Origin of the sequence: Paraburkholderia pallida (genome assembly GCF_004524855.1) — a bacterium.
GTDB lineage: Bacteria > Pseudomonadota > Gammaproteobacteria > Burkholderiales > Burkholderiaceae > Paraburkholderia > Paraburkholderia oxyphila.
In genome coordinates, this window is sequence record NZ_CP038151.1 from 807,599 (window position 1) to 832,258 (window position 24,660).

Below are 24,660 nucleotides of genomic sequence, written 5' to 3' on the forward strand. Positions count from 1 at the left end.
GATCATGACGCGACAATGGACAAGGATTATCGAACTGGTCGAGGTTCCCGCCGATGACGTGGTGGCGGTGCAGGCAGGCGGCAAGGAGCTGGCTGTGTACGGTGTGGACGGCGAGGTGTTTGCCACCGACAACATCTGCACGCACGGGCACGCCAGGCTATGCGACGGCTTTCTCGAAGGACACGAAATCGAGTGCCCGTTGCATCAGGGGCGTTTCGATATCCGCAACGGCCAGGCCATGTGCGAGCCGCTCACGAACGATATTCAGACCTATCCGGTCAAGATCGAGGATGGCGGCGTCTTCGTCGAAATCTGAAACCCGTTGCAGGAGACACAAATGACCGCAACTACACAACACGAGCAACGCTCGGCTTATTATGGGCAGATCGCGCAGCAGCATCTTGCCCCGCTGTGGGAGTCTTTGCATAGTCTGGTGCCGAAGGCGCCGCGCCCGCAGGCCATCGCCGCCATCTGGAAGTACGCGCAAATCCGCGATCTCGTGATGCAGTCGGGACACGTCATCAGCGCGGAGGAAGCGGTGCGGCGCGTGCTGGTGCTCGAAAATCCTGGACTGACCGGCAAATCGAGCATGACTGCCACGCTCTATGCGGGATTGCAGCTCATCTTGCCGGGCGAGATCGCACCGAGCCATCGGCATACGCAGTCCGCATTGCGCTTTATCGTCGAAGGGCAAGGCGCGTGGACCGCGGTCAATGGCGAGCGTACGACCATGAAGCCGGGGGATTTCATCATCACGCCCTCGTGGACATGGCACGACCACGGCAACCCCTCGTTGGAAGAAGGGGGTGAGCCCGTGATATGGCTCGACGGGCTCGACATCCCGCTCATCGCCAACCTCGATGCGGGGTTCGCCGAGAACTATCCGGAATCGACGCAGCCCGTCACGCGTCCGGAAGGCGACAGCTTTGCCCGCTTCGGGCACAACATGATGCCGGTCAGGCATCGCGTGACGGACCCGACGTCGCCCATCTTTAGCTATCCTTATGAGCGCAGCCGCGAGGCGCTCGATACGCTCTACCGCAACGGCGAACTCGATGACTGGGACGGCGTGAAGCTCCGCTATGTCAACCCCGTCACTGGCGGCTCGCCAATGCCGACCATGGCGACCTTCATGCAGTTCCTGCCGGCCGGCTTCTCGGGCAGAACGTACCGCAGCACGGACGCCACCGTCTATTGCGTCGTGGAAGGGAGCGGGACGGCACGCGTCGGCGACAACACGTTTTCCTTCGAGCCACACGACATCTTCGTGGCGCCGTCATGGCAGCCGGTCGCGCTCGCGGCATCGAGCGACGCCGTGCTGTTCAGCTATTCCGACCGGCCCGTCTTATCCGCGCTGAATCTGTTGCGCGAAGAGCGCATCTGAAACGTTACCCAGGGCGTCGCCGCATCACGTTCCGTGTGGGTGTCGTCCTCCGCGAGCATTCTCTAATAGCGAGTTAGATCATCATGTCATTCGTATTTCCCCCCGAAGCCCCCGTTGCGCTTCCTGTCATCGGTCGCGACGAAAAATTCGCCGTGCGACGCGTCTACTGTGTCGGCCGCAACTACGCCGCTCACGCGCGCGAAATGGGCTTCGATCCGGACCGCGAGCCACCGTTCTTTTTCTGCAAACCCGCGGATGCAATCGTACCGGTTGGATACGGACAGACGCTCGAACTCATGTACCCGTCGCAAACGGAGAACTACCACTACGAGGCGGAACTCGTCGCCGTGATCGGAAAGGGCGGCTCGAACATCGCCGTGGACGATGCGCTGGAGCATGTGTGGGGCTATGCGGTGGGCCTCGACATGACGCGGCGCGACCTGCAAATGAAGATGCGCGAGATGGGGCGGCCGTGGGAGATCGGCAAGAGCTTCGACCGCTCGGCGCCCACCGGACCGATCCATCGCGCGACCGACGTTGGCCACTTCCTCGCCGGCGGCATCTGGCTGGACGTCAACGGCGTCACGAAACAAAAGAGCGATGTGTCGCAACTGATCTGGTCGGTAGCGGAAACCATCGCCGATCTTTCGAAGTTCTTCCGCCTGGAACCCGGCGATCTGATCTTCACGGGCACGCCTGAAGGCGTCGGTGCAATGCAGCGAGGCGATACGATGAAGGTGGGCGTGGAGCGCCTCGGTGAACTGACGGTCGCAATCGTCTGAGCAACAGGGAGAGGTGACGCCTCGGCAAGAACCTCTCCATGAGCGCATTGCGTTCCATTCGCCTCGCTCAAGCGTGCCGAAGCGCTAGCATCGGCATTGGAACGCAACCGGATCACGCCGCTTTGGAATCGGAAAACAATTCGGCGATCAGATTTCTCAACCACTGGTTGCCAGGTTCCTTGTGCACCTTCGCATGCCAGAAAATGTTGATGCCAATCCTCGGCAATACGACAGGGTGCTTCACGTAGGCAAGCTTGAACGGCACGCGGCAGGCCATTGCATATCGCTCCGGGACCGTGGCGAGCAGATCCGTAGTCGAGAGGATGTGCCCCACGGCCACGAAATGCGGCACGGTAAGCCGAATGTTTCGGCGGATGCCTTTTCGCTCGATCATCTCATCCATTTTCGAATGCCCCGTGCCCGGCGCCGAGACCACGACATGGTCGGCCTCGCAGAACTGTTTCAGTGAGATCTTTTTCCCCTGAAGCGGATGTCCCTCACGGAACATGCAGACATAGTCCTGGTGTAACAGGCTGCGCTGAAAAAATCCCGCCTTGAGTTGAGGCAGAAGACCGATTGCAAGGTCGATCTGCCCCGCCTCCATGGTCTCCCTCAGATTGACCGTCGTATTGGGCACCGTCTTCAAAGAGACGCCGGGCGCGACCTGCGCCAGCTTGTCCATCAACGCGGGCAAGAAATAGACTTCCCCCACATCTGCCGCGCTGATGGTGAATTTACGCGTGCTCGTGGCCGGAGCAAATACCGCTTGCTGGTTCAGGGAGTTGCGAATCGTGCTGAGTGCGGAGCTGATGGGCTCCGCCAGCTGGCTCGCATAGGGCGTCGGCTCCATTCCATTCGATGTACGAATAAAGAGCTCGTCGTCGAGCGTCTTGCGCAACCGGCTGAGTGCGTTGCTCACGGACGGCTGTGTCAAACCGAGCTTGTCGGCAACCCTGGCCACGCGGCGCTCGATGAGCAGTTCGTTGAAAACCAGCAGCAGATTCAGATCGACGTCGTTCAGTTCCACCATCTCATTCACCCAATCAATATTCACAATTCACGACATTGTCTTTACCGAAAGTAGGTCAGTTCATAAAATTTGTCCACCTGGCGTTTGCGAGCGGACCGAGTGTGACGGGGCGCGTGGTTCGCTCACTCGCACCAGACTTCTCATTGACACGATCGCATACCGAAGGACCTTCCATGCAGACCGTTTTTGATTTCTTCTGCCATTCACCGACTGTGTTGTTCGGCGCTGGCCGCGCAAACCGGGTGGCCGAGCGATTGCGCGAACTGGGGCGCTCGCGTGCGCTCGTCGTCACAACCGAGTCGGGGCCGCGGCGTTATGCGTCCGTTATCGAATCGATGGCCGACACCGCGCATGCAACCTTTGCCGGGGCGCAACCGCATTGCCCAGTCGATGTCGCCAGGGCCGCGCTGGAAGTCTACGAGCGCGCCGGCTGCGATTGCGTCGTGTCGATCGGCGGCGGCTCGACGATCGGGCTCGGCAAATATCTCTCGGTCGAGGCCGGCGCGATTCATGTCGCGTTGCCGACCACGCTCTCGGGGTCGGAGTTGACGCCGCTGTTCGGCGTGCTCGTGGACGGCGAAAAGCGCAGCAGGCGCGAACCCAGGGCGCTTGCCAACACGGTCATTGTCGATCCGCTGCTCGCGCAGTCTCTGCCGTTACGCGAGACGGCGACCACAGGCATGAATGCGCTCGCGCATTGTATTGAGTCGCTCTATGTCCCGAAGCCCAATCCGTTAACGAGCCAGCTCGCGCTGACCGGCATTGAGATGCTCTACCGTGCATTGACGAAACTGGCCGTCGAGCCCACCAACCTTGAAGCCAGAACACAGGCGGCGTATGGCGCGACGATTGGCGGCCTGATGGTCAATTCGGTCGGCATCGGCATGCATCACCGGATCTGTCACATTCTGGGCGGACGCTTCGAGGTGCCGCACGGCGAATCCAATTGTGTGGTGCTGCCGCACGTGCTGGCCTATAACGCGGCGGCGATTCCGGAAGCTTGCGCGGCGATGGAGTCGGTCATGGGTGCGCACCCCGCGGTGGCGTTGCAGCGGCTCGTGCGCGAGCTGGGCGCGCCGGTCGCGTTGAGCGAACTGGGCGTGCCGGCCGAGCGCATTGCCGCTATCGCGAGCGAATCGTTCCACCACATCGACCACAACCCCTTGCCTGTTGACGAGGCAGCTGTGCTCGGGTTGCTGCAGGCCGCATGGTCGGGACAGCAGCCGGCCGTAAGGTAAGCGCGGCGGCGACCATCTAGCTTTCCAGCTATCCGTCCAGCTCCGGCGGCTTCGATTAGAGGCCGCTGGCGATGCTCGCTTATCGCGCCGGCTGGACGATAGCGGACATACAAAAAAGCTGTACCGGTTTGCACGTATTTAATTAGTACAACAAAAATTATATGGCAATGACCGCATCAGGAAAGGAGACGTCAATGGAAGGGTGTAGTGTTGCGAGGAGTGCCGTTTTCAGTTCGCTCATGCTGGCATCGAGCCTCGCGTACAGTCAGAGCAGTGTCAGCCTGTATGGCATCATCGATACAGCGGTCGAATACTATAACCATGCCGCGGGTGGCGGTAGCTTCGCCGGGATGCCCACTTTGACCGGCGAGGTACCTTCCGAGTGGGGGTTGACGGGCGCGGAGGATCTGGGGGGCGGCAATAAGGCGATTTTCAAGCTGGAGAACGGCTTCGCACCTGGCACCGGCGGCTTCAATTATGGCGGCCGCGAGTTCGGACGCCAGGCGTACGTGGGATTGCAGAATGCCTGGGGCACGCTGACGCTCGGCCGGTTGGTCAACATGACCACCTACGCACTCCTGAACGCGGATGTCATCGGCCCATCGACTCATTCCCTGTACGTTTTCGACGCCTATCTGCCGAATGCGCGCAGCGACAACGCCATTGGCTACATGGGCAAGTTTGCGGGCGTGACCCTTGGCGCCACGTACAGCTTCGGGCGCGACGCAGCCGGTCCCGCCGGCCCGGCAGCAACGAACTGCCCCGGCCAGGTGCCCGGCAATTTTCTCGCCTGCAAGCAGTACACAGCCTTGCTTGCCTACGATTCGTCGCGGTTCGGGGTAGCGGCTTCGTATGACCGCATGCACGGTAATACGGGGGCATCTGCGCCGCTGAGCAATGCCGCCTACACGGACTCTCGCACGATCGTCGACGGCTATTTCACGCTCCCGAGACTGAAGGTCGGCGGTGGCTGGATCCACCGTAGCCTCTCTGCCGGAGCCGCAAGCACGCTCTACAACCTGTACTTTCTCGGCCTCACTTACGCACCGATAGCGTCACTGGCGTTCGATGCGCAAGTCGACAAATACATTCAGGCGCATGTGACGAGTTCGACAAACCTCGTTGCGCGCGCCAACTACTATCTGAGCCCGCACACAACGGTTTACGCCTCAGTGGGTTACATGATCAACGGTCGAAACGGCAGTAACCCGGTGGCCGCCGGCGGTACCGTCGAGACGGGGGCGCAACAGCTTGGCGTGATGGCGGGCGTGCGGCACGTGTTCTGAACGAAACCCTGCGGAGCGTTTCTTTTCACGGTCGCCACGGTCACCGCGTTCCGCTCGTCGGATTACTTCGGCGCCTTCTGGAAGGCGCGCAGAAATGCGGTGACCGCGTCTTTTGCCCATCTGTCCCGTTGGACGGCGGACGCGGGGGACTCGGGGTGCGTCAGGCATTGCATCTGCGCATCGCCACGCACCATGCTCACGAAGAGGGTGGCGGCGGAATTGCGTCCGATGCCCCCAAGGTCCACATCCCCCCTAAATTCGGCGGCTTCCAGTGCATCCTCCACGGCGTTGATCATGGCGCTCGGGCCGGCGACATAGAAGCGCCTGCCGAGCTCGGGAAACCTCGGCGCCTCGGACACGACCGCACGATACAACGCCATCCCATCCGGCGAGAGCAACAGGTCGAGGTAGCCGTGCGCGATCGCGCTCAGGTTGTCCTCGAGGCGCTTCTCCGAAAATTCGCACTTGCGAATCGTCTGGAGAAACCGCTCGCATTCGGCTTCGACCACCGCGATGAACAGGGTTTCCTTGTTCGGGTAGTGCGAGTAGACCGTCGACTTCGACACGCCCGCGGCTTGCTGGATCATGTCCGTCGTCGCGGCGCCGTAACCATTGGCCAGGAAGACGGCTCGCGCCCCGGCCAGGACGAGGCGCGCTTTTTCGGACTGCACGGCTGCGCCATCGGGCGAAGCGGACGGGGGAGGTGCGAACGTCTTGGTGCGCGCTGCCGATGTAACCATGGGTTCGATTCCTCCTGAAGTCAAAACGGGGCGACGCCACTGTATCACGGAAATTCACACCGATCGGTATGGTGACAGATCGACGGATTAAGCGAGCATTTATCAATTTTTAAAATTCTTTCTTGACCGTACCGAACCGAGCGGTTTAGTATGCATCGCATCGAGATCGTGATCCTGGCGAGAGACGCCAGAGTCAGGAGCAGAGGCATCTGTCATGAACCCCCTTGGCGAAGAGCGAATGTTGCCGGGCCTGAGCATCGGCCTTGCGCTAGGCAAGGCGCGCAGCGTGTACAAGGCGGACCTGGATGTCGCCCTTGCAGGGTTGGGCGTCACGGCTTCACAGGTCGGCACGCTGTTGCTGCTGTCTCACGGCAACGCGCATTCGTCGGTCGAGGTGTCGAGGCTGCTTGACGTCGATTCGGGATTCGTCGCACGTGTGATCGAGCGGCTGGAAAGCCAGCGTCTCGTGCGCCGGACTCGCGACAGCGAAGACCGGCGCGTGGTCAACCTCGCGTTGACCGGGACCGGTCGGGCGGTTGCCGAGCGCGTCGCCGAGATCGTGCCGGTGGTGTTGAACCGGCGCCTCTCGGCCTTTGACGAACCGGAACTCGTCACTTTTTGTCGTCTCCTCGGCAAGCTGCTGGATCAGTGAGCCATTTTTTTTACCGTAATGTCTGATATGTCAGATATAGACATGACAGATCAGATGCATGACGACGGCGTGGGCACTTCGACCGTCGCCCCCTTAAAGGACGCAACATGAACTCTCCGAAGAATGCGAACGCTCCGGCGCCATTGGCGGGATGGCAGTTCGCGCTGGGCACGTTCGCCGTGGCGCTCGCCACGTTCATGAATGTGCTGGACTCCTCGATTGCGAACGTCGCGATCCCGACCTTGTCCGGCGACCTGGGCGTGTCGGTCGACGAAGGCACCTGGGTCATCACGGTGTTCTCGGCGGCGAACGCCGTGTCGATTCCGCTGACCGGGTGGCTCACGCAGCGGGTTGGGGAGGTGAAGCTCTTCGTGGCCGCGATCCTGCTGTTCGTGGTCTCGTCCGCGGCGTGCGGTATCGCGCCCAACTTGATGGTGCTGCTGGCCGCCCGCATCGTGCAGGGGGCGGTCGCCGGGCCACTGGTGCCGCTTTCGCAGGCGCTGTTGCTCAAGTCCTTTCCCAGGGATAAAAGCTCGAGCGCGCTTTCGCTCTGGGCGATGACCGCTACGGTTGGCCCGATCGCCGGTCCCGCACTCGGCGGCTGGATCACCGACAACTACAGCTGGTCGTGGATCTTCTACATCAACGTGCCGGTTGGCATTTTTGCCGCGGCGGTGATCTGGGCGCTCTACCGCCAGCGCGAAACGCCGTCGCGCAAGCTGCCGGTCGACAAGGTGGGACTGCTCTCTCTCGTCGTGTGGGTGGGCGCGCTGCAGGTCATGCTCGACAAAGGCAAGGATCTTGCCTGGTACGAGTCCTCCACCATCTGGATCCTCTCGATCGTCGCGCTGGTCGGTTTCCTGTTCTTCCTGATCTGGGAGCTGACCGAGTCCAAGCCGATTATCGATTTGCGTCTCTTTGCCGGGCGCAACTTCATGGGCGGCACCGTGGCCATTTCGGTTGCATACGCAATCTTCTTTGCCAACCTCGTGATCCTCCCCACCTGGATTCAGGAATACCTCGGCTACCGGGCCGTGGATGCGGGGCTCGTGACCGCGCCGCTCGGCATCTTCGCGGTGATTCTCGCGCCGGTGATGGGCAAGATCATGCCGAAGTCGGACCCGCGGGTGCTGGCGACGCTCGCATTCCTCGGCTTTGCCGGCGTGTTCTTCATGCGGTCGTTCTATGTGACGGACGTCGACCCGTACACGCTCGTGATGCCGACCCTGCTGCAGGGCATCCCGATGGCGCTGTTCTTCACGCCGCTCACGGCGATCATTCTCTCGGGCCTGCCGCCCGAGAAGATCCCGGCGGCCGCGGGCCTGTCGAATTTCGTGCGGGTGTTCGCGGGCGCGGTCGGCACGTCGCTCCTTTCCAACACCTGGAACAACCGGACGATCCTGCATCACTCGCAGCTTGCCGAGCAGACGGGTGCGACCAACCCGAACTACGTGCAGGCGCTCGCCAACATCGAAACGACCCTGCATGCGAGTCTGTTCAAAGCGCAGGCTTTCTTCGAAACGCAGTTGGGTGCGCAGGCGGCGATGCTGGGCTTGAACGACGTGTTCTGGTTATCCGCGGTGATCTTTGTCGTGATCATTCCGCTCGTCTGGGTGACCAAGCCCACCAAGGACGGCGCATCGAGCGCAGCGGGCGCGGGCGGTCATTGAGGAGGGGCCATGGAGCACTACACACGTGCCTCTTTCTCGCCGACGCAAAACGTGGGCTTCATGTTGATCCGGGCTCGCAAGCAGATCGTGACGGAAATGGACGCTGCCTTCAGTCACCTCGGCGTCACCGGGGCGCAGGTAGGCATTCTCCTCGCGATGCAGCGCGGTGTGGCGTCCACGCCGATCGAGCTCTCGAAGCGGCTTTCTGTCGACACGGGCCTGATGACGCGGATGCTGGACAAGCTGGAAAGGCAAGGGCTGCTGGAACGCGCCCGCAGTGCCGACGATCGCCGGGTGGTCAACCTCGCGATGACGCAGAAGGGCAGGCAAGTCGCGGCCGAAATGCCGGCGATCGCAGCCGTTGTACTGGATGCGAAGTTGAAGAAGTTCACGAAGGCGGAGTTCGAGGAATTGGACCGCCTGCTGCAGAAGTTCATTGGAGTGTGAGCGCAGCAGCGCACCTCCTTTTTTCAATCTTTAATCTGACAGGTCAGAAAATGAAGACGCAGATTACGCAATCCGGCACCCGCGCGGCGAAGGCAGGGCTGTCGGCGATTCTGGTGGCGTTGCTGTCGGCCTGCGTGAACTACGCGGGCATCCACAGCGACAAGCAGATGGCGCAGCCTCAACAGTTCGAAACGGCAACCAGCTTGCCCGCTGAAAGCGGTCACTGGCCGGCGGCCGACTGGGCAAACCAGTTCGGCGACGCGCAATTGAAGGCGCTGATCGACGAAGCGCTCAAGGGCAGCCCGACGATCGCCCAGGCGCGTGCCCGTGTCGCCGGGGCGCAGGCCTATACGGAAACCGCAAAGGCCAGCACGATGCCGAGCGTCAGCGCCGACTACTCGCTCAAACGCGAGCAGTACAGTGCCAACACGCTGATTCCGCCGCCGTACGGTGGCGCGTGGGAGACCGAGAACTCCGGACTCCTGAGCGCATCGTACGATCTGGATCTGTGGGGGAAGAATCGCGAAGCGCTGAAAGCTTCGGTTTCCGACTTGCAGGCGAGCCGGGCCGACGCGGAGGTCGTCAAGCTCACGCTCACCACCACCATCGCCCGCACTTACAACCAGCTCGCGCGGCTTTACGTGCTGCACGACATCGCCCAGCAAGAGGTCGACCGGCGTGCCGAAATCGACCGCATCACGGCGGGGCGCATCGCGACCGGGCTCGATACCGAAGTCGAGCGCAAGACGGCGCAGGCGAATCTGGCGACCGCCCGCTCGGCACTCGCCGCGCTCGACGGCAGCATCCTGACGACCCGCTACCAACTGGCGGCGCTCATGGGCGAAGGCCCGGACCGCGGGCTTGCGATCGCGCGCCCCGCGCTCGGTGTGGGCGACGAAGTGCGCCTGCCGGACAACCTGCCCGCCGACCTCGTGGGCCGCCGGCCCGATATCGTCGCGGCCCGCTGGCGCGTCGACGCGATCACGCACGAAGTGAAGGAGGCGAAGGCCGAGTTCTACCCGGACATCAACCTGAGCGCCGCGATTGGCCTGGACGCGTTCGGCTTCGGCCGCTTCCTGACGGCCGCGAGCCGCACGGCCAACGCGGGTCCGGCGATCCATCTGCCGATCTTCGATGCCGGCGAACTGCGCGCGCAATTGAAAGGACGCTACGCCGACTTCGACGACGCCGTCGCGACCTACAACCAGACGCTGATCACGGCCTTGAGCGAAGCGGCGACGCAACTCGCGCAGATCCGCTCGAGCGACACGCAGCTTGCCGATGCGCAAACCGCGCAACAAGCCGCACGCGATGCCGACAACCTGGCGATCACGCAATACAAGGGCGGCCTGACGAATCAGCTGACCGTGCTGAACGCGGACATGACCGCACTGCAGGCCGACCAAGCCGTCGCCAATCTGCTTATGGACCGGCGCGACCAGCAGATCGCGCTCGCATCGGCACTCGGCGGCGGCTACGTCGATACGTCGTCCGATACCACTCGTCGCGCGGATTCCGCCGCGCAATCCCATCCTGTCGTCGCCGCGCGTTGAACCGGCACGTTCGCAAATTCACTGGAGCATTGACATGAGCGATTCCACCACGACCGAGCGCACGAGCGCGGACACGGCACAATCGACCACCAACCCCGCCCACGGCGCACCCGGCGGCGCCGCGCCGAACGCCACACGGCCCGATGCACCGCGCAAACGCAAGCTGTGGCTTGCGCTGCTGAGTATCGGCGTGGCGCTCTCTGGAGCCGCCTATGGCGCGTACTACTTCTCGTACGGCCAGTATCACGAGTCCACCGACGACGCATATGTCGACGGCAACCTCGTGCAGCTCACGCCGCAGGTGACCGGCACCGTCAACGCGGTCAACGCCGACGATACCCAGATCGTGAAAGAGGGCGACCCCGTGGTCACGCTGGACCCGGCCGATTCACGCATCGCACTCCTGAATGCCGAAGCGGCGCTTGGCCAGGCGGTGCGCCAGGTGAGCACGCTCTACGTGAACAACAACTACTACGCGGCCAACGTCGCGCAACGCGAGTCGGACCTCGCGCGCGCACAGGACGATTTGCGCCGCCGTGTTGCGGTGCAGGGCACCGGCGCGGTGTCCGCCGAGGACGTCTCGCACGCCCACGACACCGTGGTCGCCGCGCAGGCCGCGCTCGACGCCGCTCGCCAGCAGGCCCAATCGAACCTTGCGCTGACCGACCGCACGTCGATCGAGCAGCACCCCGACGTGCAAGCCGCGGCCACCCAGGTCCGCAACGCCTACCTGAATTACGCGCGCAACACGTTGCCGGCCCCCGTGACGGGCTACGTCGCACAGCGCTCCGTGCAGGTAGGGCAGCGCGTGGGGCCGGGCACGCCGCTGATGTCGATCGTGCCGCTCGATGGCGTGTGGGTGGACGCGAACTTCAAGGAAGTGCAACTGCACCACATGCGCATCGGTCAACCGGTCACGATGACGGCGGACGTGTACGGTTCGAGCGTCAAATACCACGGCAAGGTGATCGGCTTCTCGGCCGGCACGGGCAGCGCTTTCGCAACGTTGCCGGCGCAGAACGCGACCGGCAACTGGATCAAGATCGTGCAGCGGTTGCCCGTACGTATCCAGCTCGACCCGAAGGAGCTGCAGGCGCACCCGCTGCGCATCGGCTTGTCGATGGTCGTGGACGCGGACACGCGCGACGAATCCGGCACGCAGCTCGCCGCGGCTGTGAACACGACTTATCGCACCGACGTGTTTGCGCAGTACGGCGCGCAGGCCGATGCCGAGATCGAGAAGATCATCGCGAGCAATGAGATGGCGCAGCAGGCGAAGGCTGCATCGCCTCGCGTGCAGAAGATGGCTCAGGCGAACTGAGCGGGTGAGTAGCCGGGCGCGCAGCAACGCTGACTACCCGCGTTGCTGCGCGCCGATCGGAAGCTGAACTAGAGGATCTGAAAATGGATACGTTGCAATCGATGCGAATCTTTGTTCGCATTGCAGAAGAGGGCAGTTTTTCCCGCGCGGCAGATCGCATGGATATTTCACGCGCCGTTGCAACCCGTGCCGTCGCCGGGCTGGAGACCCATCTTCGCGCCCGGCTGCTCAACCGCACCACGCGCCGCATCGCATTGACCGAGACCGGGCAGCGCTATTTGCAGCGTTGCCAGCAGATTCTCACCTGTATCAGGGACGCCGAGGTGGAAGCCGCGGACGCCCTGGCCAAGCCGGCCGGCCGTTTGCGGGTGCATGCGATGCTGGGCTTTGGTCAGACCTACCTGGTGCCCGCCCTCATGCGTTATCAGGAATATTATCCGTCCGTGTCGGTCGATCTGAACCTGTCCCAGCATCTCCCCAGGATGCTGGACGAGGGGTGCGACGTCGCGGTCTGGATGGCGGGGGATCAACTGCCGGACTCGGGATTCGTCTCGCAGCGGCTTGGGACGCTGCACAGCGTACTGTGCGCGTCGCCAGCCTATCTCGAGGATCACGGCACGCCAGACGACGTTGCCGGCCTGGCGCAGCATTCGTGCATACCGCTCGTCTCATCGTTTTTCCCGCGCGGCCGCTGGGATCTCGACGGACCGGACGGCCCGGAAACATTCGCGCTTCCGCCGACGGCTTTTCAGGTGAATGTGCCGGAGGTACTGGGCACGGTGCTGCAGGAGGGCAAGGGAATCGGCGCGCTGCCCATGCCATCGGCCGTGCCGCTCCTCAAGAGCGGTGCATTGGTGCGTGTATTGCCGAACCACCAGTTGCAGAAACTGACCGGCTATGTGCAGTATCCATCGCGACAATATCTCGATGCGAAAGTCCGGACCTTTGTCGAGTTCCTGCGAGAGGTCGTGCCTCCGGCGTTGGCGAGCGACCACGCCGCGCTGCATTGAAGCGCTCGCATTCAGCGCGCCATTGTTCGAATGCGGGAGCGTTTTGAACCGCGGTCAGCGCGGGGCAGAGCGGGGCAGAGCGGGGCAGAGCGGGGGCTGTTGTAACCGCCTTCATTTCTGGCACACTCCGGGACGTTCCCCCTTCTGCGTTCCGTTCCCATGCCAGTCCCGTTCAATCCCACGCAAGAGCAGCGCGCGGTCGTCGAGGCGGTGCTGCGTGGCGGGAACCTCAAGATCAAGGCCTATGCAGGCGCGGGCAAGACCTCCACGCTCCAGCTGGTGGCGGAGCAACTCGGCGGACGGCGCGGCGCCTATCTCGCCTTCAACCGCGATATTGCGGCGAGTGCGGGCCGCCGCTTTCCTCCCACGGTCGACGCGCGCACGATGCACTCGCTGGCCTGGGCTGGCGTACCTCAGACGCTGAGAAGTCGCGTGAGCCTCGCGGCCGAGCCTCCGCACCTGCTGGCCGCACGTTATGGACTCGGGCCGGTACAGGTTCGCACCTTGACGGGGAAGGCCGTCGACGTCACGCCGTTCGAGATCGGGCGCTGGATTGCCGACGGACTCGGCAGGTTCTGCCGCTCGGACCAGCACCAACCGGAAGCGCAGCACATCGTAGTCGACGAGAAAATCGACGAGGCCGTGGCGGCGCAATTGCGTAGCTGGCTGCTGCCGCACGTCGTGCGTCTGTGGGAAGAGAGCGCTCATCCGCGGGCGCGCAATGTCATTTCGCCGGACGTGCTGCTCAAGCTCTGGGCGCTTTCGGAGCCACGCATCGAAGCCGATTACATCCTGTTCGACGAGGCGCAGGACAGCGACGGCGTCATGCTTTCGGTGCTCGAACGGCAGCGCCACGCGCAGATCATCTACGTGGGCGACCCGTACCAGCAGATCTACGAATGGCGGGGCGCGGTGAACGCGATGGCGCGGATCGACGCGCCCGAATGCGCGCTTACGGAATCGTTTCGTTTCGGCGCGACATTCGCGGCGCTGGCGAGCCGGCTGCTTGGCCTGCTGGGAGAACGAACGCCGATTCGCGGGCAAGACGCGATTGGCTCGATCATGGTCGAAGACCCGGCGATTGCGCCGCCCGTGGACGCCGTTCTATGCCGCAAGAACGTCACGGCGCTATGGCAGTTCGCTGCGGGCATCGAGGCGGGGCAGCGCCCGGCAATCCGCATGAGCGCGGCCGAGATCGTTGCGTATGCCGACGGCGCGGACCAATTATTGGCCGGACAGCGCGCATTCCGACCTGCCGCGTTTTCGCTGTTCGAGACATGGGGCGAGGCACAGGCGTTTGCGCGCAGCGCGTTTGGCCAGGACTTGCTGCCGGTTGTCCGGATCGTCGACGAACTGGGCACCGACTATCTGCGGGGCCTCGCGCAACGCTCGACGGCGGAGGGCGCCGCCGATTATGTGATCTCGACGGTCCACCGCGCGAAGGGCCTCGAATGGAAGCGGGTCAAGGTGGCGAACGATTTCCGCCTGCGGGGCGCCGACGGCAGCCCGATGCCCGACGAGGATGAATTGCGCCTGCTCTATGTAGCGCTCACTCGCGCGCAACATGTGCTCGATATCGCCGAGTTGCGTGACGAACTGCTGCGGATTTTCAGTCTCCGGCGCTAGCACTGGCTGGTGAAAGCGGCAAGGACGCTGCCGGGCGAGGTTTACTCCGTGCCGTCCGGCAAGTCGGGACGCAGTTCGGCCTCGATCTGGTCGATGTTTGGCAGGCCGGTCTCCAGCGACGGTGGCACCTCGCGCATCAGTTGGTACTCGGCTACGCCCATCGGCTTGGCCACGCCACGCAGCGCATATTCTGCATGTGACCGGCCGTGTTCGAGCGCCTTGGCGGCATACTAGTCGCGATGCCCGGTATCTTTGACCTCGTCGAGCAAGGTCAAAGGTGGAACCACGGCAATTGTGCAACAGACTGCTGCACAAATTCCGGATCTGGCCATGCCAGAGCAAATACGCGCATGTATTTCTGGATGCGCGGCGAGAAACCTCGCATATCCTGGGATGCGGACTTCAGTTGGCGAAACGTGACCCGCAAGTCGGTGGCGAGCGGATCGATGCTGGATTATAGAATCCGACCCCATAAAAAATTCGCTAATTTATCTTATGTAAAATCACGAATCGAAATTAAGCGGGCCCAGTTCCCGATGACTAGCGCGCTGGAACCCACCCTGTCACTTGTTGCCGCCCTTCGGCGTGCTGTGAGTCGCGTCGAGCGGCTTATGCTGCTCGTCGCCTAGTCCAGGAAAGAATGCATTCCATGCCGCGCGCACGCCTACAGCGGCCGCCGCGGCCGCATCGATCGTTTCGGCTTCGCCGGACTTGGCCGGATCGGAGCGCAGGCCGCGCCAGTGAGTAAAAACGAGCGGCGGCTTTTGCGTCCACTCACCGGCATCAAAGTTCGCAAATGCCGTGTCCCCGCTCACAAGCCGAACCTCGTACCACCCGTCGCGGACAGGCGCATACTGATTCAGTGGAAACCATCCGGTTGATTGAATGCCCATAGCGTCCTCGCAAAGCCGTGAATCGTTGCGAATCGAAACGCATTCCTCGTGCCCAAAGCGAAACGCAGGTCACTGCAGTGTGCTGAATCCTGGACCTGCTCTGACGACTGCCATGCGCACACGCGCGCCATCCGGATCGCGCGAGAGCGCCACCCAAAGCTGCGCAGCGTCTGGACGTATCCTCGCCGCCGCGCTATGCACGGCAATCGGGGGCCTGCTCGCCGCGTGCGCCGATACGCCACCCATGCCGCCTGCAATACCCACCGCCGCAAACGGGCCCGCCATGACCACCATCGACTTGGTCCAGCGCGACTGGCATACGGATATTTGCGTTAGCAGCGAAGACATGGATGCGTCGCTCGCCGTACTGACTGAGGGGTTCGACGGCGCCCGGTTCCTCTGTTTCGGCTTTGGTGAGCGCCAGTATGTCGTCGAGCGTCGGCATGACCCGCTCACGATGCTCTCGGCGTTGCTTCCGAGCCAAGCCGCGCTTCTGATGACTGTGCTACGGGCATCGCCCGAAGAGGCCTTTGGTACACCTGACGTCGTCCACCTCGCAATCGGTGCCGCCGGCAGAGACGGTCTACAAAGCTACTTGCGGGCATCGCTGCGCACCGATACGGCGGGCCATCCCGTGCGCCTCGGCGCCGGTCCCTACCCGGGGAGGGTGTTCTACGCTGCCACAGGCACGTACGATGCGTTTCACACCTGCAACACCTGGACTGCGCGCGGATTGCGTTCGGCGGGTTTGCCCATCGACGATGCCGTGTTGTTCGCCGGCGCCGTGATGCGCCAGGCGCGGCATTCGAGCGCCGCCCTGCCGCTTGCGCCGTCCGGTGCTTCGAGTGTTCCTCATCTGAAGCCCTGCGTCTGCACCGCGAAAACACCCGGACCTAGCAAGGCGCCGGACTGCACACCGGAACCGGCGTTGTGACGGTCGACTGCGCCGGCACCACGACCGTCGTGCGCGGCGGTGGATTCGGGTCGCTACTGCTGAAGGAAAGACAGCCGCCGAGCGCCAGCGGCAACATAAGTGCGATTAACGTTGACCGGTGCATGAAGACCTCCCTTGTTCTCGTGTGAGAGCGTATGCAGGCTCCATTGCGCGACGCGCACCGAGGCCGGCAGCAATGCGACGGCACGCGCAGTCACTCAGACCTGTACCGCCATATCCGGAAAACGCAGCTTCCATGCCCGATTGCGAGATCTATCCTTCGTCGCGGGCATGAGGGCTGCTGACCCGGGGGTGCCACGATATGGAGGACAAACATGGAAATGAAGACGAAAGGCATGATGCGTGAAGCCGCGGGCGAAGCTCAGGAACTGGCCGGCGACTTGCTCGGCGACGCGGACATGCACCTGTACGGCAGAGCCAAAGCGCTGTGCGGAAAATCGCAGCGCCTCGCAGCCGACGCGACAATGACGGCACGCGATACGGTCGCGGAGAATCCACTCTCGATGCTCGGTGTTGCGGTGGGAGTAGGCTTTCTGGTTGGCGCGCTGTGGGCCGCCAGGCGGGAATGACGCGTACGAGGTGGCGCTCAGTGCGCAAAAGAGCGCCGCTCTAATAGAACATTTTCGTCTCCTGAATATCTACTCGCACAAAATGCCATAGGCGGCGCGGCCATCCTGCACGACTGCGAGAAGCTCCGATGCCGCGCCCACGCCTGCGCAATTTTTTGCATGCCGTGTGTAAATTTATTCACTGTAAGCCGCCATCACGATCCATCTGTCTGATTCGCCGTCGTTGACCTCGGCGGCCAGCGCATACGTGTCCTGCGGGCTGCAAGCGTTCTGCAACGCCTTGCGCGCGCGCTCCGCGTTTTCGTAGATGTTGAGCGAAAGCGGCCGAACCTCGTCCCGTCCTTCAAACATCAGTTGATTCTGGCGATAGACCAGCGGCTCGCCCTTCCATTCGCGAAAACACTCGCGCACGTGCCGGAGATCGCCTCTGCAAACATTCAATTGATAGCGTTGTTCGGGCTTCATGATTCCCTTCCTCCTTCCCGGAGAGCATCGCGCGCCGAGAAAAATCGTGATGCCGCAATCCGCGCCATCCACAGCCACCATGCACGCATCAGCCGTGCCAACGGTCGTTGTCCCATACGTTCCTCGCCATAGCGTGACGGACGCTTGACAAAGCCAATGTTGGAGGTTCGCCTCGGGCACACCTGTTGCGGCCGTCTTTCACATGGCGATGAAGTCGCCGCAAACCAATTCCGCAGGGAGACAGTCATGAGACAAACCGTGTTGGGCGTGTACGACAGCTACGTGGACGCCTGTACGGCACAGCGAGCGCTAGGCGACGCTGGCGTTGCACAAGCCGATATTGCCGTTTATTCAATGTCGGTCGCCGCCGTCGAAAAAGGACCGCGTGTCTATACACCGGGCGGGGGCGATGTGCGCCATCGCAAGCCTGTATTCGATCAGCTCGAGCAACTATTCGCACGGCTCTTCAAGCGCGGCGCGTATCCACCCGAAACTGAGGACTACAGGGAATGGATTCGCCGCGGCGGAGCGCTTGTCAGTGCGGACGTTTCAGACATGCAAGTCGATCTGGCGCGTGACGTGATGCGCCGCGCGGGTGCAGCCGACATCGATGAACGCAGCAGTGGATGGCGCAATGGTTCCGCAAAAATTGGCATATCCGGTTACACGCAGTCTCGCGCAGTGCCATCGCCCGATGACCGCACAGGTGTGGCCACGCAGACGTCCAGGCCGGGCGTCGTGGGCGATCCCATCCCGGAAGCACCGCTGGGGAGTGCCCCCAGCGAAGAGGAATTTCGGAAAGACTATGAGGCTCACTATGCGCACACCGGCATGTCGTACGACGAGTATCGGCGGGCCTGCGCGCACGGAGCTGCGCTTGCGCAAGACGACCGATATCGCGGGCATGACTGGCAGTTGATTGAGCCGAGTGCGCGCGAGCATTGGGAATCACACTATCCGGATAGCGCCTGGGCGCGATTCAAAACGGCCGTGCGTCACGGTTGGGAACGCGTCAGGGCACTCTGACGTTGCCTGTCGCCAGGCAACAGTGCGAAGCGGCGCAGGAAAAAGCCGCTTCGGCAGCGAGGCGGCATGAAGAGGATTCTCGTGTTGACGCTAATGGCCGATTGCCCCGGAAGCTTATTGAGCAGTTGCCTCCCCGTTCCGGAGGACTATGACTCTGACACCCTAGATCGTTCCCATCAACACGAGCACGACAACAATGACAACCACGATCCCCAGCGTGCCGGATGGCGCGTAGCCCCACGACCGGCTGTACGGCCATGCCGGAACTGCACCGATCAGCAGCAGGATCAGGACGATAAGAAGCAAGGTGCTGAGCATAATGCCTCCGTGACGTATCGAATGATGATGCACTCCATGCCGCAACGTGCGTTCCCGAAGTAACTGGCTAGTTCTGACGACGATTTCGAACTCCAGATGACCAATCCTCAGGAATCCAATATCGACTTGACGATGAGGATTCCTTCTCACTTTGTACGACCAGGATCCCGCTGGAATCGCGCTGTACCCTCCTCGCCTGCGCACAAAACCTCACTACCGCGCCAACTATGCGTGCGCTGCAGGTTCAATCTGTCCGGCACTACCGGTGCTGCACGCTTGCGGCCTACGCATTGCGGGACTTCTGCGCAGCGATCGACGGCGCGCCCGTCAGCAAGGATCTGATGGCTGAAAGCAGATCGGCAATACCGACTGGCTTCGTCAAAAGCGCACTCCATCCGTCACGCGGCACGGAAAACGCGGCCGTGATGACGACAACGGGAATGCCGGCAGTGGCACGATTGGCCCTCATTCGTCGGCAAAGCTCCACGCCATCGACCTTCGGCATCATGTAGTCCGTGACGACAACGTCCGGGTGCTCGGCGTTGACAATCGCCATCGCCGTTTCCCCGTCCGATGCCGTGAGCACGCGAAACCCTTCCGTCTCGAGAACGGTCTGAAAGGCGCGCAGAAGTTGCCGGTCATCATCTGCGAGCAGGACAGTAGCCATGGTGACCTCCATGTCTTCTGGTCATACCATTTGGAGAAGCAAGACACGTACCCCGTGGTCTTGCGAGGCCTACAATTCAGTTTCGGCTGTTCGTTTTCAGGTCCGTATGCCCTCACCCGGCTTTGCACCTTGCCGGAAGGAAATGGAAGATGGCCCGATCGACATCATCCGCCGCTGTTGACCGCGCAAGGCAGTCCGGCGTACTCGCTACCGCCGCGCTCGACCAGCGAGCGCGCCGTGTTGCCGATTTCGCGGCGGAAAACGAGGCACTCCACAGCCTCGCCCACGCGATGACCACGTCGGCCAGGGCCATGTTGACGGAACTGGCGCGCCTGGCACGCGAATTGTGTGGAGCGACGCTCGCCGGCATCGACCTGATCGAGAATGCTGGGGGCACACCGTGTTTTCACTGCAAGACGCTCGATGGCGGCCTCGACCCCGGTGCGCTGGCCGCCATTCCTGCCGACGACAGCCCGGACGGACTAACGCTCGAGCTTGGCACCAGTCAGCTCTTCGCGTACCCGAAGCGCCACTTCACGACGCAGTATGGACAGTTACCCGATGTCGTCGAGCAGCTCGTGGTGCCGATTCCGGGTCTGCCCGAACCGTGGGGCACCCTCTGGGTCATGTCCTGTGATGAGCAATACCGGTTTGACGCGGAGCATCGCAGAATCCTGACCGGACTCGCGAATTTCACGTGTGCCGCACTAGCGATTGCGAGAGCCGAGTCGGAAGCACGGCGCCATGCGCTGGCCGCCGAGGCGGCGAATCATGCCCTTGCCCTGGCTGAAGAACACAAGGACAATTTTATCGCCACGCTCGGCCACGAACTGCGCAATCCCCTCACCCCCATCGAGGTCGAGCTCAAGGTGCTGCGCAAAGTCTGCAACGACAACAGTGTTGCAGTCTCGGCACTGGACGTCGCGGACCGGCAGATCTCGCAGTTGCGACGCCTTGTTGACGACCTGCTGGACCTCTCGCGGATGCGCCATGGCAAACTCTCGATGCATCGCTCCTGTGCTCTGCTGCAGGACATCGTCGGCGATGCCGTGAGCGCCGTGAAAGTCCAGGCCGACCAACGGCAACAGCGGTTGGCCGTCAATCTGCCGCCCTACCCGGTGCACGTCTACGCCGATGCCGCGCGAGTGATACAGATCCTCACGAATCTTCTGACCAATTCGGTAAAGTACACGCCGCCCGGCGGCGAAATTGTCGTATCAGTGGAGGCGCCCGACATCGGCGACCGCCCCGTGCAGCAAACAGACTGCGAGGAGGTCGTCATCACGGTGCGAGACAACGGCCTCGGGATTACGCCGGCACTGCAACCGTACGTATTCAATATGTTCTCGCAGTCGGCTTCCGCGCGCACACGCGCAGAGGGCGGCTTGGGGATCGGTCTCGCGGTCGTGAAGTATCTGGTTGACGCCCACCACGGCGACATCGACATCTCCAGCGACGGCGAAGGCAAGGGAACCCGAGTGGTCGTGCGCCTGCCGATCGCGTGTGCGCGGCCGATCGAGCAGGATGCCACGCCCGCGCCGGCCGTCGCGCCGCTGCGCCTGCTTGTTGTCGATGACAATGCTGACGCGGCGGAGGCACTCGGCACGCTGCTCGAACTGGATGGCCACGACGTGAGACGTGCGCAAAGCGGCGCTGAAGCGCTTTTAATCGTCGAAACCTTTACGCCCGATGTTGCCCTGATTGATCTCGCGATGCCCGGGATGGGCGGCGCGGAGCTGGCCCGGCTGCTGCGCGAGCGCGTCCGGTGCTCGATGACCAGGTTTGTCGCGGTAACCGGATACAGTCAGGGCGAAGGCGAACAGACGACGGGCGGCAGCCCATTCGACTACAGGCTCATCAAACCGGTCTCGTTCAACGACCTGGCAGACATTCTTCGATGATCGTGACGCCGTTCACGAAGCCGGACATCACCCGATACGGCGCCCAACTCGAGCAGCACCTGGCGTCTTCCAGTCACCGGATGAGCGCGGCGTGAGATCGAACTGGATCCAGGAACGCCTCACCACATGGCACGGCTGGACACTCACTGCAGCAACCGGGCAGGATATTTAATCAGGATACCTATATTTTTTTAGGTATCCTGGAACCGGTTTTCGGCTCCAGATCAGGTACGCCTGATCAGATCAGATGCGCACATAGAGTATGTCCCCATGCTTCAGGTCGCGGTCCTGGCGGATTCTCGCATTGATCTACGCGGCGAAGTAGTCCATATTCGAGGCAACGCTTTCTTCCATCACGCGGTAACCCGCGATATTCGGCATCGATTGCGTGCCACTCATCCCCCTCTGCGATGTGCCCGCGGACTGCGGCGGCCAACTGGATCTATCGAAGTCGTAGCGTGCCAATGTTCAATCCATCTCGCCGGGATGGCCCTGATTCGCGGCAGTGTCCCCGTTGTGGGACCCGGCTCAATGGGGTCATGAAATTTTGTCCCCACTGCGGTGCGAAACAGCACGCGGCGGTGTCTCGTGGCGCGGCAGCAAGCGGAGCGACTGCGCATCACTCGCTGTCGCCCTACTATGCGTTCGCCAGTGTAGCGGTGTTCGCGCTCGTATTTACCGCGTACGGGATCTCGCATTACGACCAACGGGAACGGACCCCCGAAGCTCAGGCGATTCAGGGAGCCGTGCGCGAGCAGTCGCGCGCGCTTGCGGTTCCGGCGAGCGGCGAATCGGCGAATGGCGCCGCTCAGCCAGTGATCGCGTCCGCGCCGGCACATCGTCTATCGCAAGCGCCAGTCCGCACGGCACACAGGCATAGCGCCAGACAATACGCCGCTACCAGCGATGATCTTGCCGGCGACGGCACCGATTTGCGTGAAGACAACACCGGTGCGCGTGCCGATGTTACCGGCAGTGTCGCCCGAGCGCGCGCAAGCCTCGATAGGAACAGCCTATGGCCAGCTCGCAGAGCCGTCATGGTCGCGCTTGCCGCGCAGCCTGGCAACAAGGAAGCGCTGCAGATCCGGGCCGAGCTGGTTTTGCGAGAACATGAGCGTGACGCCTTGCTCGACTCCGCGCGGCAATGCGCACGCGAGGGACGGTGGGCGTGCGTGTGGAATAACGCAAGTCACGCCCGGAGCGTCGACGTATCGAGCCGCGAGGCGCAGAAGCTGCTGTCCTATGCCGTTGCCAGGCGCGGAGCGGACTCGGGAGGTAGCTTTGACCCAGTCGCCTCAGACGTCATGATTAATCAGTAATGCTTTGCGTCTAGATGAGCCATAGCCTGTGAAGCGCTTGAATTTCGACGAATACATTCAAGCGTACCGAACCCCGCTAATGCCTCACTCGCTGAGCTCGGTTTTCCCCCGCATCTCCCCAACAACCTTGGCGATCCCGCGTGAGAGACGCGCGATCTGCTTGTATTCCTCGATCATGTCGACAGCCAGTTGATAGTCCAGCACCTCCGACTTCTGCGCGAGCTGCAGATCGCCAAGGATGCCTTGCCGCGCCTGCGCCGCGAGTGTCTTGATCTCGCCCTTCGTCCCGATGCCTTGCGACCCGACAATCGCACCGGCTTCGCCAATCGTCTCGACGATCGCCGCAAGATTTTGCATCACGACTTCGGCAAAACGTGAGTTCGCGACCTCGTTCAGCCGCGTGAGCTCGATACGCTCGGTCAAGCGCTGCTGGCTCACCGCCATCAAATTGGTGCCGATAATGTCGCTGATGTTCTCGAGATTCGCGACGACCTGAGTAAAACCCACCATCTGCAGCCCCTCTTGTTCCGAGTGCTCAGCCTTCGAGAGCCGCCCGACGTAGTGCAGGATTTCGGCCGAGAGCCGGTCGGCTTCCTTGTCCCGGTCCAGCAACGCGTTGATCTCTTCAATCGATCCGTTCACCACGACATGGGTTCCATCACGGACGATGTCGACCACTTCGTTGCCCAGCCGGCTCACCTCCAGCCGAACGCGTTGAAGCCCGAGCGACGGTACGCCTAGCGACGTTTCATCGAGGTAAGCCGGATCGCCAAGCGGCTTCGTTTCCGGCGTCCGCGTACGGACGATCATGCGCGCAAGCCGCGCGATCCATCCCGAGAACCAGATCAGCACCAGCGTGTTTGCCACGCTGAATATCGTGTGGGTGTTGGCGACCTGGCGCGGCGTTTCGGCAGCGAGGCGGGCAACGCCTTGCAACTCGGGGTACGACGGGGAGACGAAGCGCGCCAGCTCGGCCATTTGTGGAATGAAAAAGGCCCAGAAAAGCACACCCAGCACGTTGAATATGAGGTGCACCACGCCCACCTGGATGGCTTCTGCAGACTTGCCTATCGAGGCCAGCAAAGCCGTTCCGCAAGTGCCCACGTTCGCGCCCAGAATCAGCGCAATGCCCGCCTCGAGCGGCATCAGGCCTTGTGCGCCCAGGGCGATGACGATGGCAAGCGTTGCAGCGGAACTTTGTACGATCGCCGTAAAAGCGGCGCCCACCAGGATGCCCAGCAACGGGTGCTCCATGTTCTGCATGGCGTCGATGAATGGCGGGTACGTGCGCAGAGGACGCGTGGCGTCGCCCATGAACTCGATGCCCAGAAACAGGAGGCCGAGCCCCATCACGACTTCGCCGATCCTGCGCACCAGGTCGCGCTTGCCGAACGCGTACATGGCAAAGCCGATCGCCAGCATGAACGGCATCAGTCTGGAAACGTCGAACGCGATGATTTGCGCGGTGATCGTCGAGCCGATGTTCGCGCCCATGATCATCGGAACCGACTGCGCGAGGGTCATCAGCCCGGCAGAGACGAATCCGACCATCAAGACGGTGGTGATCGTGGACGAATTCAACAGCGCCGTCACCAGTGCGCCGGCCACTACGCCCCGGAACCGGTTTGCCGTGAGCACGCCGAGCAGCATCTGGAGCCTCGAGCCGGCAATGGCCTTGAAGCCCCCGGTCATGAATTGCAGCCCGAGCAGGAAAAGCGCCAGCCCGCCGATCAAGACGCCAAACATCTGCACCAGATTCAGGCTGGCCTGGTCGATTGCGGTGGGATCGGGGGTCATCGCTTGGCGCC

Annotated in this window: 25 protein-coding genes; 17 read left to right on the top strand and 8 right to left on the bottom strand. The window is 62.4% G+C overall.

Annotated features, from left to right (window positions below; genetic code table 11):
• Window positions 1-4 precede the first annotated feature (4 nt).
• From E1956_RS38430 to E1956_RS38440, 3 genes are all read left to right on the top strand, one after another.
• On the top strand, window positions 5-316 hold the full coding sequence (locus E1956_RS38430) for a non-heme iron oxygenase ferredoxin subunit (RefSeq protein WP_133196736.1): 312 nt from the start codon (window positions 5-7) through the stop codon (window positions 314-316).
• 21 nt (window positions 317-337) lie between these two features.
• On the top strand, window positions 338-1,384 hold the full coding sequence (gene gtdA, locus E1956_RS38435) for a gentisate 1,2-dioxygenase (protein ID WP_134758566.1): 1,047 nt from the start codon (window positions 338-340) through the stop codon (window positions 1,382-1,384).
• 83 nt (window positions 1,385-1,467) lie between these two features.
• Window positions 1,468-2,166: a fumarylacetoacetate hydrolase family protein gene (locus E1956_RS38440; RefSeq protein WP_134758567.1), complete on the top strand. Its 699-nt coding sequence runs from the start codon at window positions 1,468-1,470 to the stop codon at window positions 2,164-2,166.
• 112 nt (window positions 2,167-2,278) lie between these two features.
• Here the strand turns inward: E1956_RS38440 and E1956_RS38445 are convergent, their stop codons facing one another.
• Window positions 2,279-3,193 (bottom strand): LysR family transcriptional regulator, encoded by a 915-nt coding sequence (locus tag E1956_RS38445; protein WP_134759632.1) that lies wholly within the window; start codon window positions 3,191-3,193, stop codon window positions 2,279-2,281.
• 176 nt (window positions 3,194-3,369) lie between these two features.
• Between E1956_RS38445 and E1956_RS38450 the strand changes: the two genes are divergently transcribed.
• Window positions 3,370-4,434: a maleylacetate reductase gene (locus E1956_RS38450; RefSeq protein WP_134758568.1), complete on the top strand. Its 1,065-nt coding sequence runs from the start codon at window positions 3,370-3,372 to the stop codon at window positions 4,432-4,434.
• A 194-nt stretch (window positions 4,435-4,628) separates the two neighbouring features.
• The gene (locus tag E1956_RS38455) at window positions 4,629-5,720 is read left to right on the top strand and encodes a porin (RefSeq protein ID WP_134759634.1); all 1,092 of its coding nucleotides are present in this window, start codon (window positions 4,629-4,631) and stop codon (window positions 5,718-5,720) included.
• A gap of 62 nt (window positions 5,721-5,782) precedes the next feature.
• Here E1956_RS38455 and E1956_RS38460 read toward each other — a convergent pair whose 3' ends face one another.
• Window positions 5,783-6,460 carry a TetR/AcrR family transcriptional regulator gene (locus E1956_RS38460; protein ID WP_134758569.1) on the bottom strand — a complete coding sequence of 226 codons (678 nt, stop codon included), beginning with the start codon at window positions 6,458-6,460 and terminating at the stop codon, window positions 5,783-5,785.
• A gap of 214 nt (window positions 6,461-6,674) precedes the next feature.
• Here E1956_RS38460 and E1956_RS38465 point away from each other — a divergent pair, with 214 nt between their 5' ends.
• From E1956_RS38465 to E1956_RS38495, 7 genes are all read left to right on the top strand, one after another.
• A complete protein-coding gene (locus E1956_RS38465) occupies window positions 6,675-7,112 on the top strand; it encodes a MarR family winged helix-turn-helix transcriptional regulator (protein ID WP_134758570.1) in 438 nt (145 codons plus the stop codon).
• A 107-nt stretch (window positions 7,113-7,219) separates the two neighbouring features.
• The gene (locus tag E1956_RS38470; protein ID WP_134758571.1) at window positions 7,220-8,782 is read left to right on the top strand and encodes a DHA2 family efflux MFS transporter permease subunit; all 1,563 of its coding nucleotides are present in this window, start codon (window positions 7,220-7,222) and stop codon (window positions 8,780-8,782) included.
• Between the two features lie 9 nt (window positions 8,783-8,791).
• The gene (locus E1956_RS38475) at window positions 8,792-9,229 is read left to right on the top strand and encodes a MarR family winged helix-turn-helix transcriptional regulator (RefSeq protein ID WP_134758572.1); all 438 of its coding nucleotides are present in this window, start codon (window positions 8,792-8,794) and stop codon (window positions 9,227-9,229) included.
• 50 nt (window positions 9,230-9,279) lie between these two features.
• Window positions 9,280-10,782 (top strand): efflux transporter outer membrane subunit, encoded by a 1,503-nt coding sequence (locus E1956_RS38480; protein WP_134758573.1) that lies wholly within the window; start codon window positions 9,280-9,282, stop codon window positions 10,780-10,782.
• A 34-nt stretch (window positions 10,783-10,816) separates the two neighbouring features.
• Entirely contained in the window at window positions 10,817-12,103 is a 1,287-nt protein-coding gene (locus E1956_RS38485) for an HlyD/EmrA/EmrK family protein (RefSeq protein ID WP_134758574.1), read from the top strand.
• 83 nt (window positions 12,104-12,186) lie between these two features.
• Complete coding sequence (locus E1956_RS38490; RefSeq protein WP_134758575.1) at window positions 12,187-13,113, top strand: LysR family transcriptional regulator; 927 nt, start codon at window positions 12,187-12,189, stop codon at window positions 13,111-13,113.
• Window positions 13,114-13,272: 159 nt separating this feature from the next.
• Complete coding sequence (locus E1956_RS38495; RefSeq protein WP_134758576.1) at window positions 13,273-14,739, top strand: UvrD-helicase domain-containing protein; 1,467 nt, start codon at window positions 13,273-13,275, stop codon at window positions 14,737-14,739.
• 41 nt (window positions 14,740-14,780) lie between these two features.
• On the opposite strand, the gene E1956_RS47590 is transcribed toward E1956_RS38495, so the two are convergent.
• Both E1956_RS47590 and E1956_RS38505 read right to left on the bottom strand, forming a co-directional pair.
• Window positions 14,781-14,912: a hypothetical protein gene (locus E1956_RS47590; protein ID WP_335930042.1), complete on the bottom strand. Its 132-nt coding sequence runs from the start codon at window positions 14,910-14,912 to the stop codon at window positions 14,781-14,783.
• Between the two features lie 390 nt (window positions 14,913-15,302).
• Window positions 15,303-15,632 carry a hypothetical protein gene (locus tag E1956_RS38505; RefSeq protein WP_134758577.1) on the bottom strand — a complete coding sequence of 110 codons (330 nt, stop codon included), beginning with the start codon at window positions 15,630-15,632 and terminating at the stop codon, window positions 15,303-15,305.
• Window positions 15,633-15,915: 283 nt separating this feature from the next.
• Here E1956_RS38505 and E1956_RS38510 point away from each other — a divergent pair, with 283 nt between their 5' ends.
• Window positions 15,916-16,566, top strand: coding sequence for a DUF2459 domain-containing protein (locus tag E1956_RS38510; protein WP_232072408.1), 651 nt, complete (start codon window positions 15,916-15,918; stop codon window positions 16,564-16,566).
• 335 nt (window positions 16,567-16,901) lie between these two features.
• Window positions 16,902-17,156: a glycine zipper domain-containing protein gene (locus E1956_RS38515; RefSeq protein ID WP_134758579.1), complete on the top strand. Its 255-nt coding sequence runs from the start codon at window positions 16,902-16,904 to the stop codon at window positions 17,154-17,156.
• A gap of 174 nt (window positions 17,157-17,330) precedes the next feature.
• Here the strand turns inward: E1956_RS38515 and E1956_RS38520 are convergent, their stop codons facing one another.
• Complete coding sequence (locus E1956_RS38520; RefSeq protein ID WP_134758580.1) at window positions 17,331-17,621, bottom strand: hypothetical protein; 291 nt, start codon at window positions 17,619-17,621, stop codon at window positions 17,331-17,333.
• Between the two features lie 258 nt (window positions 17,622-17,879).
• Here E1956_RS38520 and E1956_RS38525 point away from each other — a divergent pair, with 258 nt between their 5' ends.
• The gene (locus E1956_RS38525; protein ID WP_232072410.1) at window positions 17,880-18,647 is read left to right on the top strand and encodes a hypothetical protein; all 768 of its coding nucleotides are present in this window, start codon (window positions 17,880-17,882) and stop codon (window positions 18,645-18,647) included.
• Between the two features lie 162 nt (window positions 18,648-18,809).
• On the opposite strand, the gene E1956_RS38530 is transcribed toward E1956_RS38525, so the two are convergent.
• Window positions 18,810-18,965, bottom strand: coding sequence for a DUF3309 family protein (locus E1956_RS38530; RefSeq protein WP_134758581.1), 156 nt, complete (start codon window positions 18,963-18,965; stop codon window positions 18,810-18,812).
• 283 nt (window positions 18,966-19,248) lie between these two features.
• Entirely contained in the window at window positions 19,249-19,632 is a 384-nt protein-coding gene (locus E1956_RS38535) for a response regulator (RefSeq protein WP_134758582.1), read from the bottom strand.
• A 149-nt stretch (window positions 19,633-19,781) separates the two neighbouring features.
• Here E1956_RS38535 and E1956_RS38540 point away from each other — a divergent pair, with 149 nt between their 5' ends.
• Both E1956_RS38540 and E1956_RS38545 read left to right on the top strand, forming a co-directional pair.
• Complete coding sequence (locus tag E1956_RS38540) at window positions 19,782-21,533, top strand: hybrid sensor histidine kinase/response regulator (RefSeq protein WP_134758583.1); 1,752 nt, start codon at window positions 19,782-19,784, stop codon at window positions 21,531-21,533.
• A 659-nt stretch (window positions 21,534-22,192) separates the two neighbouring features.
• The gene (locus E1956_RS38545; RefSeq protein ID WP_134758584.1) at window positions 22,193-22,852 is read left to right on the top strand and encodes a hypothetical protein; all 660 of its coding nucleotides are present in this window, start codon (window positions 22,193-22,195) and stop codon (window positions 22,850-22,852) included.
• A gap of 84 nt (window positions 22,853-22,936) precedes the next feature.
• Here E1956_RS38545 and E1956_RS38550 read toward each other — a convergent pair whose 3' ends face one another.
• Window positions 22,937-24,649 carry a Na/Pi cotransporter family protein gene (locus E1956_RS38550; RefSeq protein WP_134758585.1) on the bottom strand — a complete coding sequence of 571 codons (1,713 nt, stop codon included), beginning with the start codon at window positions 24,647-24,649 and terminating at the stop codon, window positions 22,937-22,939.
• Window positions 24,650-24,660: the final 11 nt, after the last annotated feature.

What these genes read in the sequence shown, in the direction of transcription:
- E1956_RS38495 (WP_134758576.1), top strand. Translation starts at nt 13,273, where the DNA reads ATGCCAGTCCCGTTCAATCCCACGCAAGAGCAGCGCGCGGTCGTCGAG.
- gtdA (WP_134758566.1), top strand. Translation starts at nt 338, where the DNA reads ATGACCGCAACTACACAACACGAGCAACGCTCGGCTTATTATGGGCAG.
- E1956_RS38475 (WP_134758572.1), top strand. Translation starts at nt 8,792, where the DNA reads ATGGAGCACTACACACGTGCCTCTTTCTCGCCGACGCAAAACGTGGGC.
- E1956_RS38455 (WP_134759634.1), top strand. Translation starts at nt 4,629, where the DNA reads ATGGAAGGGTGTAGTGTTGCGAGGAGTGCCGTTTTCAGTTCGCTCATG.
- E1956_RS38450 (WP_134758568.1), top strand. Translation starts at nt 3,370, where the DNA reads ATGCAGACCGTTTTTGATTTCTTCTGCCATTCACCGACTGTGTTGTTC.
- E1956_RS38470 (WP_134758571.1), top strand. Translation starts at nt 7,220, where the DNA reads ATGAACTCTCCGAAGAATGCGAACGCTCCGGCGCCATTGGCGGGATGG.
- E1956_RS38440 (WP_134758567.1), top strand. Translation starts at nt 1,468, where the DNA reads ATGTCATTCGTATTTCCCCCCGAAGCCCCCGTTGCGCTTCCTGTCATC.
- E1956_RS38520 (WP_134758580.1), bottom strand. Translation starts at nt 17,621, where the DNA reads ATGAAGCCCGAACAACGCTATCAATTGAATGTTTGCAGAGGCGATCTC.
- E1956_RS38540 (WP_134758583.1), top strand. Translation starts at nt 19,782, where the DNA reads ATGGCCCGATCGACATCATCCGCCGCTGTTGACCGCGCAAGGCAGTCC.
- E1956_RS38485 (WP_134758574.1), top strand. Translation starts at nt 10,817, where the DNA reads ATGAGCGATTCCACCACGACCGAGCGCACGAGCGCGGACACGGCACAA.
- E1956_RS38480 (WP_134758573.1), top strand. Translation starts at nt 9,280, where the DNA reads ATGAAGACGCAGATTACGCAATCCGGCACCCGCGCGGCGAAGGCAGGG.
- E1956_RS38430 (WP_133196736.1), top strand. Translation starts at nt 5, where the DNA reads ATGACGCGACAATGGACAAGGATTATCGAACTGGTCGAGGTTCCCGCC.
- E1956_RS38465 (WP_134758570.1), top strand. Translation starts at nt 6,675, where the DNA reads ATGAACCCCCTTGGCGAAGAGCGAATGTTGCCGGGCCTGAGCATCGGC.
- E1956_RS38515 (WP_134758579.1), top strand. Translation starts at nt 16,902, where the DNA reads ATGGAAATGAAGACGAAAGGCATGATGCGTGAAGCCGCGGGCGAAGCT.
- E1956_RS38460 (WP_134758569.1), bottom strand. Translation starts at nt 6,460, where the DNA reads ATGGTTACATCGGCAGCGCGCACCAAGACGTTCGCACCTCCCCCGTCC.
- E1956_RS38505 (WP_134758577.1), bottom strand. Translation starts at nt 15,632, where the DNA reads ATGGGCATTCAATCAACCGGATGGTTTCCACTGAATCAGTATGCGCCT.
- E1956_RS38490 (WP_134758575.1), top strand. Translation starts at nt 12,187, where the DNA reads ATGGATACGTTGCAATCGATGCGAATCTTTGTTCGCATTGCAGAAGAG.
- E1956_RS38550 (WP_134758585.1), bottom strand. Translation starts at nt 24,649, where the DNA reads ATGACCCCCGATCCCACCGCAATCGACCAGGCCAGCCTGAATCTGGTG.
- E1956_RS38535 (WP_134758582.1), bottom strand. Translation starts at nt 19,632, where the DNA reads ATGGCTACTGTCCTGCTCGCAGATGATGACCGGCAACTTCTGCGCGCC.
- E1956_RS38530 (WP_134758581.1), bottom strand. Translation starts at nt 18,965, where the DNA reads ATGCTCAGCACCTTGCTTCTTATCGTCCTGATCCTGCTGCTGATCGGT.
- E1956_RS38510 (WP_232072408.1), top strand. Translation starts at nt 15,916, where the DNA reads ATGACCACCATCGACTTGGTCCAGCGCGACTGGCATACGGATATTTGC.